The organism is Actinomycetospora aeridis (genome assembly GCF_037400275.1).
In the GTDB taxonomy this organism is placed as follows: Bacteria; Actinomycetota; Actinomycetes; order Mycobacteriales; family Pseudonocardiaceae; genus Actinomycetospora; species Actinomycetospora aeridis.
The window spans coordinates 173005-184807 of sequence record NZ_JBBEGL010000007.1 but is presented as its reverse complement, the minus strand read 5'-3'; the positions used below and the strand labels follow the sequence as shown (position 1 = coordinate 184807).

Sequence of the window (11803 nt, the reverse complement as noted above, 5' to 3'; positions counted from 1 at the left end):
GATCCTGCCGCGACCCGGCTCAGAAGGTGATCAACGGCTTCACGATCCCGTCGCGCTTCTCGCTCATCATCGCGAAGCCCTCCTCGACCTGGTCGATCCCCATGCGGTGGGTGGTCATGGGCGTGGGATCGACCTTGCCGTTGGCCAGCAGCCGCATCAGCCGCTCCATGCGCAGCCGGCCGCCGGGACAGAGGTCGGTGACGATCTTCTTGCTCGCCATGCCGAGGCCCCAGGCGTCGAGCGGCATCGTGACCGTCGGACCCGACTCGCCGTGGTACCCGACGTTGGACAGGGTCCCGCCGGGCCGGGTGGCGTACAGGGCGCCCTCGAAGGTGACCTGGTTGCCCAGGGCCTCCACCGTCGAGTCCGCGCCGCCGTCGGTGAGCTCGACGATCTGCTCGGCCACGTTGCCCGACGCCGGGTCGATGACGACGTCGGCCCCGAAGCGCCGCGACAGCTCCTGGCGGCCCGGTATGCCCTCGACGGTGACGACGAGCCCGGCGCCGCGCAGCTTCGCGCCGATCGTGGCCGAGAGCCCGACCGCGCCCTGGGCGAAGATCGCGACGGTGCCGCCGATCGGGATGTTCGCGTTCTCCGAGCCGATGATGCCGGTGGAGAGCATGTCGCAGGCGTAGACGGCGACCTCGTCGGCGAGGCCCTCCGGGATCGGTGCGAGGTTGTAGTCGGCGTCGTTGACGTGGAAGTACTCGGCCATGTTGCCGTCCTTCTGGACGGTGAACCGGTAGCCGCCGAGCGGGCCGCCGCACTGCGAGGTGTAGCCCGCCTGGCAGTTGTCGCAGGTCCCGTCGGGGGTGACGGCGTTGACCGCCACCCGGTCGCCGACCTGCACCGACGTGACGCCCTCACCGACCTCGTGGACGACGCCGACGCTCTCGTGCCCGAGCAGCCGCCCCTCGGGCACCGGCAGCAGGCCGGCGACGGTGTGCACGTCCGAGGTGCAGATCAGCGAGGCGGTGGTCCGGACGACGGCGTCGCCCGGGCCCGCGTGCGGGATCGCCCGCTCGACGAGCCCGACCTTGCCGGCGCCCAGGAACGCCAGGGCCTTCATGGTGTCGCTCATGGTTCCCTCCCGATCAGGGGTCTCCAGGAGCTCGTGGCGGTCACGGTCGATCTGGGCAGGAACTCCCGGTCCGCCGAGGACGCTTCCAGCCGGGGGAACCGGTCGTCCACGACGGTTCGGCTCCGGAACGGTCACGAGGTGGCGCGCCGGCCCCCGGCTCCGTGATCGCCGCTCCACCGCTGCCGGCGCGCGGCGTCGAGCGTGCGCATCTCGTGCAGCATCGTGGCCAGGTTGTTCTCGAGGTGCTCGCGCACCGCGTCGCCCACGCGCCGCGGGTCGCGCGTGCGGGCCGCGTCGACGATCGCGTCGTGCGCGTGCGCCCGGTGCTCGGCGAACGACTCGGGGGCCTCGACGGGGTCGAAGACGAGTCGGGTGTAGCGCTCCGAGGCGTCCCAGAGCGGGGCGAGCATGCGGCGGTCCCAGTCGCTCGCGGCCGGTTCGATCATCGCGGCGTGGAACGCGCGGTGGGGCGCCCAGAACGCCTCCTGCATCACCTCGCCGAAGGTCTCGCGGACCAGGGCGTCGAGGGAGGCGATCTCCTCGTCGGTGCGCTCCGGGGCCGACAGCGCGGCGAGCTCGGACTCGACGGTGATCCGCAGCCGGTAGATGGCCCGCAGGTCGTCGGGGTCGAGCGGGGTGACGATCGCGCTGCGCGACGGGCTCAGCGTGATCAGCCCCTGGGCCTCGAGCTGGCGCAGGGCCTCGCGGACCGGCACGTGGCTGACGCCGAGCTGCTCGGTGAGCGCCGGGACCGTGAACGGCCGCCCCGGCGGCAGCTCCCCGGACAGGATCGAGCGACGGATCTCGTGCAGCACGAGGTCCACGGCCGACGCCTTGCGCGACGCCACCGAGCGCACGCCCCCGTCCACCGCCACCCCCATCTGGTCCGGCATGCGCGGCAGCATAGCGCGCGTTGACATCTTATAAGTTAGCGCTCTACCGTCCGACGTGGCTCAGGTCACGCCGAGGTGGCCGCGACGCGGAGGTGCTCATGACCTGTTCCCTCGACCGACCCGGCACGTCCGACGCCGCCCGCGCGCTGCGGGCCGACCTCGTCGGACGGGCCCGCGAGATCGTCCCGGTGCTGGCCCGCCACGCGGCGCGCACCGAGGAGGACCGGCGGGTCGCCGACGAGAACATCGCGCTGATCGACGAGGCCGGCCTGTTCTCGATCATGAAGCCGCGGCGCCTCGGCGGCCTCGAGACCGACATGCGCACGAAGCTCGAGGTGTCCCGCGAGCTCGCCCGTGGCTGCGGGTCGACGTCCTGGGTGACGACGCTGATGAACGTCTGCTCCTTCTTCGCCGGTCTCTTCCCCGACCAGGCCCAGCGCGACCTGTGGGAGAGCGCGCCCGAGGCCCGGATCGCCGGCGTGCTCGCGCCGTCGGCGGAGGCGACCAAGGTCGACGGCGGTTACCGGGTGACGGGCACGTGGGGCTGGGCGTCGGGCTGCCTGCACGCCCAGTGGGCCGTGGTCGGCTTCCCGGTGCCCGCCGGGGCGAGCGAAGCGACGGGATGGGAGGACGAGCACGGCGAGGTCGTCGACCAGGGCCTCGCGCTCGTGCCGATGAGCGACCTGACCATCGAGGACACCTGGTTCGTCGCGGGCATGCGCGGCACCGGCTCCAACACCCTCGTCGCCCGCGACGTCCTCGTGCCCGAGCACCGGGTGATCTCGATCCCCGCCGCGATCGGCGGGCGCTACGCCACCGAGCACACCGACGAGGCGCTCTACCGCTCGGCGTTCATCCCGGTCGCCGCGCTGGTGCTCGCCGGCCCGCAACTCGGCCTCGCGCAGGCCGCGCTGGACCTCGTCATCGAGAAGGCCCCGAAGCGCGCGATCTCCTACACGTTCTACGACGTCCAGACCGACGCACCGACGTTCCAGCTCGCGGTGGCGAAGGCGGCGTCGCTCGTGGACGCGGCGCACCTCTTCGCCTACCGGGCCGCCGCCGACATCGACCAGGCGGCCGCCGACGGCGTCTACCCGGACTACGCCGCCCGGGCCCGCGTCCGCATGGACACCGGCGCCGCGATCGAGAACGCGCGCGAGGCCATCCGGACGCTCGTCTCCGCCCACGGCGCCGGCTCGTTCGCCGAGGCCAGCCCCCTGCAGCGGATCTGGCGCGACTCCGAGGTCGCCTCCCGCCACGCCGTGATCAGCCCGGCGATCTCCACCGAGGTCTACGGGCGGGCCCTCCTGGGCCTCACCGACGGCGTCACCGCCCTCGTCTAGCCCTCCTCCCCGAAAGGACACACGTGCGCATCGCCAACCACGCGGGACGGCTCACCCTGGTCGAGCCCGACCCCGAGTCGTCTGGCGGGATCCGCGGCATCGACGTCGAGCGCGCCGCCGACGGCCGCTTCGCCGCCGACCCGCAGGCCGTCTACGACCGGTGGGACGAGTTCCGCGACTGGGCCGCCTCGGCGGACCTCGCCGACGCCGTCCCCCTCGACGCGGGCGCCCTCGGCCCCGTCGCCCCGCGCCCGCCGCAGGTCTTCGCGATCGGGCTGAACTACCGCGACCACGCCGCCGAGTCGGGCATGGAGCTGCCGACGACACCGCTGGTGTTCACCAAGTACGCGTCGAGCTTCACCGGTCCGCAGGGCGACATCCGGCTGTCGGCGGGCACCGTCGACTGGGAGGTCGAGCTCGTCGCCGTCATCGGCCGGGGAGGTCACGGCATCCCGGCGTCGCAGGGGTGGGACCACGTCGCGGGCCTGACCGTCGGGCAGGACCTCTCCGACCGCATCACCCAGTTCGCCGCCCCGCCCCCGCAGTTCGGGCTGGGCAAGTCCTACCCCGGCTTCAGCCCGATGGGCCCGGCCCTCGTCAGCGTCGACGAGCTCCGGGCGGCGGGCCTCGACCCCGACGACCTCGAGCTCGGCTGCCTCGTCAACGGCGAGGGCGTCCAGAAGGGCCGCACCGGGGCGATGATCTTCTCGGTGCCGGACCTGGTCGCCGAGCTCTCGGCGATCGTGACGCTGCTGCCCGGCGACGTCGTCTTCACCGGGACCCCGGCCGGCATCGGCGCGGGCCGCACCCCGCCGCGCTTCCTCGGTGACGGCGACGAGCTCGTCACCTGGTGCGCCGGGATCGGGCAGATGCAGCACAGGTTCGTCTCGTGAGCGCCCCGCTGGAGGCCGCCGACCGCGCCGGCACCTTCGTCTCCCACGCGTTCGACGAGCACCTCGTCGACCTCGGCGAGATCCGCATGAACTACGCGACGGCCGGTGACCCGTCGTCGCCCCCGCTGCTGCTGATCCCGGGGCAGTCGGAGTCGTGGTGGGGCTACGCGGCGGCGATGCCGCTGCTCGTCGAGCACTTCCACGTGCACGCCGTCGACCTGCGCGGGCAGGGGCGCTCCACGTGGACGCCCGGCCGGTACACGATCGACATCTTCGGCGGCGACCTCGTCCGCTTCATCGACCTCGTGATCGGGCGGCCGACCCTGGTCAGCGGCATGTCGTCGGGCGGGGTGCTCTCGGCCTGGCTCTCGGCGTTCGCCAAGCCCGGGCAGATCCGGGCGGCGGTGTGGGAGGACCCGCCGGTGTTCGCGTGCCAGACCGCGCCGGCGGTCGGGCCGGGCATCCGCCAGGCCATCGGGCCCGTGTTCGACGCGTGGAACACCTGGCTCGGCGACCAGTGGAAGGTCGGCGACTGGGACGGGCTCCTGCGCGCGATGCCCACCGCGCTGCCCCCGGAGATCCTGCGCGCGTTGGCGTCGATGATCCCGCCACCGGCCCCCGACGCCTACCCGCCCGCCGGGCAGAACCTGCGCGAGTACGACCCGGAGTGGGGCCGGGCCTTCACCAGCGGCGCCGCGACGGCGTCGTGCGACCACGTGACGATGCTGCGCGCGGTCCGCGTGCCGGTGCTGTTCACCCACCACTTCCGCACCGTCGACGAGCAGACCGCGCGCCTCATCGGGGCGTCCTCCGACCAGCAGGCCCGCCGCGCCTGCGAGCTCGTGGCGGAGGCCGGGCAGCGGATCGACTACCGCTCGTTCCCGGAGATGCCGCACTCGATGCACGAGCACGCCCCGAAGCAGTACGTCGAGGCCGTCCTCGACTTCGTCGCGACCCTCGACCCACTGGAGACGCCATGACCGCCGCGCACCGACAGTCGCCGATCATCCCGCCGAAGCTGCACCACGCGACGTTCCTGACGTTGAAGCTGGACGAGATGGTGCGCTGGTACGGGCTCGTGTGCGGGCTCTACCCCGTGCACTACGCCGAGACCGCGGCCTGGCTGACCAACGACGAGGCCAACCACCGGATCGCGCTGATCAGGCATCCCGCGGTGCACGCACCGGTGAACAAGCCGACGAGCGCGGGCCTGCACCACACGGCGTTCGAGTACGACACCTTCGGCCAGTGGCTCGACAACTACGAGCGGCTGCGCGACCACGGCATCACGCCGTTCATGTGCCTCGACCACGGCATCACGATGTCGATGTACTACGCCGACCCGGAGGGCAACGGCGTCGAGATCCAGTTCGACGCGTTCGGCGACTGGGCGACGTCCAAGGAGTGGATCTGGGCGTCCCGGGAGTTCGCCGAGAACCCGATCGGCGAGTGGTTCGACCCCGACCAGCTCGTCGAGGCCCGCGCGCAGGGCGTCTCGCCCGAGGAGATCCACGAGGGCGCGCGGGCCGGCAAGTACAAGCCGGAGAACCCGCCCGCCGACCTCCTGCTGCCCGAGGTCTACTGACCCCGTGCTTCCCGAGCGCACGCAGGTCCTCGTCGCGGGTGGCGGGCCGGTCGGGCTCGCCACCGCTGTCGAGCTCGGCCGGCGCGGCATCGAGTGCGTCGTCGTCGAGCCGCGGACGACGGTGTCGCGCAGCCGGCCGCGCTGCAAGACGGTCAACGTCCGCACGATGGAGCACCTGCGGCGCTGGGGGATCGCCGACCGGCTCCGGGACCGCGCGCCACTGCCGGTGGCGTGGTCGCAGGACGTCGTGTTCTGCATCTCGCTCGCCGGGCACGAGCTCTCCCGCTTCCACGGGGTGCTCGGCCTGGCGCCCGAAGAAGGGCGCTGCGCGGAGCCGGGGCAGCAGGCGCCGCAGTACGTGCTCGAGGAGCTGCTGCGCGAGGTCGTCGGCGAGCTCGCGCCGTGCACCCTCGCGACCGGCCGCCGGGTGGTCGCGCTGGAGCAGGACGAGGACGAGGTCCGGGTGCAGGTCCACGACGAGGACGGAACGCAGAAGACGATCACGGCCGACCACGTCGTCGGGTGCGACGGGCCGCGCAGCGTGGTCCGCGAGCAGATCGGCGCCGCCTACCTCGGCGAGCACGCGCTGCGCCCGAACTTCGGGATGGTCGTGCGCGCCCCGGACCTGTGGCGGCACGTGCGCCACGGCCCGGCGGTGCAGTACTGGACGGTCAACCCCGACGCCCCGGCGCTCATGGGCCCGATCGACCGGGACGGCACGTGGTGGGTCATCGCGTTCGGGGTCGAGCGCGAGGCCGGGCACGCGCGCGCCCGGGAGATCGTCGAGGCCGTCGCCGGCGTCCCGGTCGACGCCGAGGTCCTCTCGACCGACCCGTGGACCGCGCGCATGCAGCTCGTCGACCGGGCCAGGGACCGGCGGGTGTTCCTCGCCGGGGACGCCGCGCACCTCAACCCGCCCTTCGGCGGACACGGGCTCAACACCGGCCTCGGGGACGCGGTCGACCTCGGCTGGAAGCTCGCCGCGGTGCTGCGGGGCTGGGGTGGTCCCGAGCTGCTGGCGAGCTACGAGGCCGAGCGCCGTCCCGTGCAGGAGCGGGTGGTCCGCGCGGCCGAGGACAACATGCGGACGCTCTCGACCGACCTGCTCCACCCCGACCTCGACCGCGACGACGCCGCCGGCGAGCGCGCCCGCGCCGCGGCCCACCGGCGCATCCAGGAGACCAAGGCGGCCGAGTTCCACGCGCTCGACCTCGTCCTCGACGTCGTGCACGACCGCTCGCCCGTGGTCGCCGAGGGTGCCGGCGACCGCCTGCCCCACGCATGGGTCGCGCCGGGCCACTCGCGCTACGACGACCTCGGGCCGGAGCTGACGCTGCTCGGACCCCGGGGCGCCGCGACCGGGGCGTTCGCGGACGCCGCCCGCGCCCGGGGCGTCGACCTCCGCATCCTCGACGCGCCCGGACCGGACCTCCTGCTCGTGCGTCCGGATCAGCACGTGGCCTGGCGGGGGACCACCGACGCCGCCGCCGGAGCCCCCGAGGTGCTGGGCCGGGCGTGCGGCGCTCCTGTTGTGCACGGCCGATCACGGCCATGATGGGTCGATGGCTCAGCTCCAGGACAAGGTCGTCCTCATCACCGGCGGCGAGAGCGGGATCGGCCTCGCGTCGGCGCGGCTGTTCGTCCGCGAGGGCGCGAAGGTCGTGCTCGTCGGGATCGAGAAGGCGAAGCTCGAGGCCGCGGTCGAGGAGATCGGCGCGGAGCGCGCGGTCTCGGCGGTCGCCGACGTCACCGACTCCGACGCCGTGGCGGCCGCCGTGGCCGCCGGGGTGGAGCGGTTCGGGCGCCTCGACGTCGTGTTCTCCAACGCCGGGATCTCCGGCGAGGTCGCCAAGATCGTCGACTATCCGGACGACGTGTTCGCCCGGGTGCTCGCCGTGCACGTCACCGGCGCGTTCCACGTCCTCAAGCACACGCTCCCGCACGTCACCGACGGCGGCAGCGTCATCATCACCTCCAGCGTGGTCGGCCTGGTCGGCTTCGGCGACCTCTCGGCCTACGTGGCTGCGAAGCACGGCCAGGTCGGCCTGATGCGCTCGGCGGCCAAGGAGGTCGCCGACCGCCGCATCCGCGTCAACACGCTGCACCCGGGGCCGACGTCGACGCCGTTCCAGGACGACATCGAGATGCGCGCGACCGGGAAGTCGCAGGCCGACGCCGCGAGCGTCTTCGACGGGCTCATCCCGCTGGGACGGCACACGACCACCGACGAGATCGCGCAGGCCGCGCTCTACCTGGCCTCCGACGCCTCGGCGATGGTCTCGAGCACCACCTTCGCGATCGACGGCGGGATGGCCGGCTGATGCGCGCCGCGGTCTACCACCACCCGCACGACATCCGCATCGACGACGTCGCCGAGCCGGAGCCGGGCGCGGGCCAGGTGAAGCTCCGCGTCGCGCACAACGGCGTGTGCGGCTCCGACCTGCACGAGTACTTCTCGCAGGAGACGTTCGTGCCGGTCGCGCCGCACCCGCAGACGGGCATCCAGGCACCCGTCACCCTCGGGCACGAGTTCTCCGGCACCGTCGTCGCGGTCGGCGACGGCGTCGCGTCGGTGCGCGAGGGCGACCGCGTCGCGGTGCGGCCCACCTACACCTGCGGGCAGTGCCCGGCGTGCCGGGCGGGGTCGCCCAACACCTGCCGGGTGCTGGCGTTCCACGGCCTGTCCGGACCCGGCGGCGGGCTCGCCGAGTACACGGTGCTGCCCGAGAGCATGGTGTTCGCGCTGCCGGAGAGCGTCTCGCTCGAGATGGGGGCGCTGGTCGAGCCGATGGCGGTCTCCTACCACGCCGTGAAGATCTCGGGCGTCCGGCCGGGCGAGCTCGCGGTGATCGCGGGGCTCGGCCCGATCGGCGTCGGCCTGTACTTCGCCCTGCGGGCCGCCGGCATCACGGACATCGTCGCGAGCGACCCGTCGGCGCAGCGCCGCGAGATCCTGACGCGGCTGGGCGCCGAGCACGTCATCGACCCCACCACGACAGAGGTCGCCGCGGCGGCCCACGACGCGAGCGACGGCCTCGGCGCGCGGGTGGTGTTCGACGCGGCCGGGGTCGGCGCCGCGATCCTCACCGGCATCGGCGCCCTCGCCCCGCAGGGCAAGGTCGTCGTCGTCGGGATCCACGAGCAGGCGATGGAGCTCAACCCGACCTCGCTGCTGCTCGGCGAGGCGCAGATCGTCGCGTCGCTGGTCTACACCGACGACGACTACCGCCACGTCATCGACAGCATGGCGCGCGGGGAGATCACCGGTGAGGGCTGGGTCGACCACGCGTCGCTCGACGACCTGCTCACGGTCTACGAGCAGCTGCGCCGCGGCGAGCGGATGAAGGTGCTCATCGACCTGTGACGAGAGCGATCAGCGCCTCAGCGTCTCCACCGGCGAGCACCCGTAGGCCCGGCGGTAGGCCACCGAGAACCGCCCGGCGTTGGTGAACCCCCACCGGGCGGCGACGTCACCGACGGTGTCCCCGCCGGTGGGGTCGGCTGCCCGCAGCTCGCGGTGCGCGTGCTCCATGCGCGCCCGGCGCAGGTAGTCGAGCGGTGTCTGCCCGCGGTGCCGGCGGAAGGCCGCCTGCAGACCGCGCGGGCCCATGCGGGCGGCGTCGGCGACGTCGGTGACGGTGATGTCCTCGCCCGCGTGGGCGTCCATGAACTCCACGGCGCGGCGGATGGTGGCCGGCTCGCCGGTGTCCCGGCCGCGGTCCGTGTGGTGCTCGAGGGTGCTGTTGGGGAAGACGGCGAGGGCGCCGACGATCAGCCGGTGCCGGGCCTCCTGGCGCAGCAGCGGCAGGGCCATCAGCTCGTCGTGGGCGAGCAGGTCGCGCTCGACGTGGTCGACGAGCGAGGCCCAGTACCGGGCGCGGGCCGCCGAGAGCGGGGTCACGGCGTCGAAACGGACGTCCTCGGGGTCGAGGCCGGACACCTCGGCGCCGACCCGACCGACCTCGGCGAGGTCGAGGGTGGTCATCCGCAGGTATCCGGCCCAGCGCGACGCATAGCGCGACCAGTGCGGCGCGAGGACCAGGTCGACGTCGATCTCGCCGCCGCCGGCGTCGACGGTCAGCTCCCCGTCGCGACGCTCGACGGCGGTCAGCGCGGGCGTCGGCTCGGCCTGCGCCTCCATCCGCGTCCCGTGCCGGAGGTGGCTGACCCCGAGTCCCGCGGCGAGCGCCGACGTGAGGGACAACGCGAAGCCGCGCCGCTCGATCGGGCCGGCGCGGAAGCGGGTGAAGCCCTGCAGGTGCGAGACGGCGGCGTCCGGGTCCGTCGTGTGCACGCGACTGCGCACCACGGGCGTCGCCGGAGCTCCCATCCCAGGACCTTTCGTGATCAGGAAACGACCACCGTATCCACCAGGGCGAACTGATCGCACCCTCGTGATCGTTCAGTGTCCATCGAGCGCGTCGATCTCGGGGCGCAGTGCCGCGGTGAAGCGCTCCGGCTCGCCGAGCAGGGCGAGGTGGCGCGCGCCGGGCAGCTCGGCCACGAGTCCGGTGCGCAGGCGGGCGGCCGTCGCGAGGGCCTCGGGCCGGCCGAAGCTGCCGTCCTCGCTGCTGTAGAGGATCGCGGTGGGCACGGTGACGGCGGCCTCCTGCGCGTCGGTGAGTCCGATCAGCGGCTGCCGGACCACGTCCACCAGGGCGTCCACGGCGCCCGGGCCGAGGAACGGCGCCCGCCAGCGGTCGATCGCGGCGTCGTCGACCGGGCACCCCGGCCCGCACTGCGCGGCGACGACCGACCGGATCGGCGCGCGGTGCCGCACGACGGCGGTGACGACGGCCGGCGCGACCGGGTCGACGAGCACCCACCGCGCGCCGCCCCCGGCGTTCGTGCGGTCGGCACCGAAGTACGGGGTGCCGTCGCCGTTGGCCGCGACGACCCCGCGCACCGAGGCCGGCGCGCGCAGCGCCCACGACAGCGCGATCGCCACCCCGGACGAGTGGCCGACGACCACCGGGCGCTCGAGGTGCAGAGCGGCGAGGACCCCGCCGAGCTGGTCGGTGTCGGCGGCGAGGTCGTAGGGCGGGACCCGGTCGGTGAAGCCGAACCCGCGCACGTCGTAGGCGTACACGTCGCGGTCCGCCGCGAGCAGCGGTGCCGCGCGCGACCAGACGTAGGTCGACTCCGCGAACCCGTGCACCAGCACCAGGGGCGCGCGCCCCGACGGCCGGGCGGCGGGCCAGTGCTCGACGTGGGTGCGCACGCCGGCGGCGTCGACGGTGAACCCGGGCGCCGGGACGTCGAGCCGGACGGGGTCGAGACGGTCCCAGCCGAGGTAGGCGCCGGAGGCCGCGAGGAGCAGGACCACGAGCACCACCAGGGCGACCCCGATCCGCCGGAGCCACCGCAGCACGGCGCCCATCCTGGCCTCCTCGATGCTCGTCAGGGTCCGAGGTCCGGGTCGGTGAGGTAGCGGGCCAGCGTCGGGCCGACCCAGGCGCGGACGTCCTCGCGCGACATCGCCGCGAGGGCGGGGGCGCCGAGCACGAGGCGCACGAACGCGAAGCCGAGGATCTGCGAGCCGACGAGCGCGGCACGCTCGGCGGGACGGTCGACCGCGGCCGTCGCGAGGGCGGGGCCGGCCTGCTCGAGCAGGACGCCGAGCAGGCGCTCGGCGGCCTCGGGGCTGGTGGCGGCCGCCCGCAGGAGCACCAGCAGCGTCGGGCTCTCCTCGAACAGCGCGAAGAAGCGGTCGACGAGCGCGTCGGCGATCGCGTCCGGGCCGAGCCCGCGCAGGTCGGGCAGGACGAGCTCCAGCGCCGCGGCCTCGGTGAACAGGCCGGCCTTGTTGGTGAAGTAGCGCATGACCATCGCCGGGTCCACGCCCGCCTCGGCCGCCACCGACCGGATGGTCACCCGCTCGAAGCCGTCGCGAGCGAACTGCGCCCGGCCGGCGTCGAGGATCGCGCCGCGGGTGGCGGTCGCGTCGCGGGGTCGGGACGGCACGGGCCGATCCTAGGTCCACGCGTGTTGACTTGATGTCCCCGGCC

12 protein-coding genes are annotated in these 11803 nt (G+C 73.9%); 7 read left to right on the top strand and 5 right to left on the bottom strand.

Annotated elements, in window-relative coordinates; genetic code table 11:
* Positions 1–19: 19 nt before the first annotated feature.
* Positions 20–1081 carry an alcohol dehydrogenase catalytic domain-containing protein gene (locus WCD41_RS24465; protein ID WP_337717399.1) on the bottom strand — a complete coding sequence of 354 codons (1062 nt, stop codon included), beginning with the start codon at positions 1079–1081 and terminating at the stop codon, positions 20–22.
* Between the two features lie 131 nt (positions 1082–1212).
* Positions 1213–1974: a GntR family transcriptional regulator gene (locus WCD41_RS24460; RefSeq protein WP_337717397.1), complete on the bottom strand. Its 762-nt coding sequence runs from the start codon at positions 1972–1974 to the stop codon at positions 1213–1215.
* Between the two features lie 98 nt (positions 1975–2072).
* On the opposite strand from WCD41_RS24460, the gene WCD41_RS24455 reads away from it, so the two are divergent.
* From WCD41_RS24455 to WCD41_RS24425, 7 genes are read left to right on the top strand one after another with little or no spacing between them, the layout of a single operon-like run.
* Entirely contained in the window at positions 2073–3317 is a 1245-nt protein-coding gene (locus tag WCD41_RS24455) for an acyl-CoA dehydrogenase family protein (RefSeq protein ID WP_337717395.1), read from the top strand.
* A 23-nt stretch (positions 3318–3340) separates the two neighbouring features.
* A complete protein-coding gene (locus WCD41_RS24450) occupies positions 3341–4210 on the top strand; it encodes a fumarylacetoacetate hydrolase family protein (protein WP_337717393.1) in 870 nt (289 codons plus the stop codon).
* On the top strand, positions 4207–5190 hold the full coding sequence (locus WCD41_RS24445; protein ID WP_337717391.1) for an alpha/beta fold hydrolase: 984 nt from the start codon (positions 4207–4209) through the stop codon (positions 5188–5190). Before WCD41_RS24450 ends, WCD41_RS24445 begins: the two co-directional genes overlap by 4 nt.
* Positions 5187–5795, top strand: a complete 609-nt coding sequence (locus WCD41_RS24440) for a VOC family protein (protein ID WP_337717389.1) — start codon at positions 5187–5189, stop codon at positions 5793–5795. The genes WCD41_RS24445 and WCD41_RS24440 overlap by 4 nt, the downstream gene beginning before the upstream one ends.
* Positions 5796–5799: 4 nt before the next feature.
* The gene (locus WCD41_RS24435; RefSeq protein ID WP_337717387.1) at positions 5800–7350 is read left to right on the top strand and encodes an FAD-dependent monooxygenase; all 1551 of its coding nucleotides are present in this window, start codon (positions 5800–5802) and stop codon (positions 7348–7350) included.
* A gap of 7 nt (positions 7351–7357) precedes the next feature.
* Complete coding sequence (locus WCD41_RS24430) at positions 7358–8116, top strand: SDR family NAD(P)-dependent oxidoreductase (protein WP_337717385.1); 759 nt, start codon at positions 7358–7360, stop codon at positions 8114–8116.
* Positions 8116–9159, top strand: coding sequence for a 2,3-butanediol dehydrogenase (locus WCD41_RS24425; protein WP_337717383.1), 1044 nt, complete (start codon positions 8116–8118; stop codon positions 9157–9159). Before WCD41_RS24430 ends, WCD41_RS24425 begins: the two co-directional genes overlap by 1 nt.
* A gap of 9 nt (positions 9160–9168) precedes the next feature.
* Here the strand turns inward: WCD41_RS24425 and WCD41_RS24420 are convergent, their stop codons facing one another.
* The 3 genes from WCD41_RS24420 to WCD41_RS24410 form a co-directional block, all read right to left on the bottom strand.
* A complete protein-coding gene (locus WCD41_RS24420; RefSeq protein WP_337717381.1) occupies positions 9169–10125 on the bottom strand; it encodes a helix-turn-helix transcriptional regulator in 957 nt (318 codons plus the stop codon).
* A gap of 72 nt (positions 10126–10197) precedes the next feature.
* Positions 10198–11175, bottom strand: a complete 978-nt coding sequence (locus WCD41_RS24415) for an alpha/beta fold hydrolase (protein WP_337717379.1) — start codon at positions 11173–11175, stop codon at positions 10198–10200.
* Between the two features lie 20 nt (positions 11176–11195).
* Positions 11196–11759 (bottom strand): TetR/AcrR family transcriptional regulator, encoded by a 564-nt coding sequence (locus WCD41_RS24410; protein WP_337717378.1) that lies wholly within the window; start codon positions 11757–11759, stop codon positions 11196–11198.
* Positions 11760–11803 lie beyond the last annotated feature (44 nt).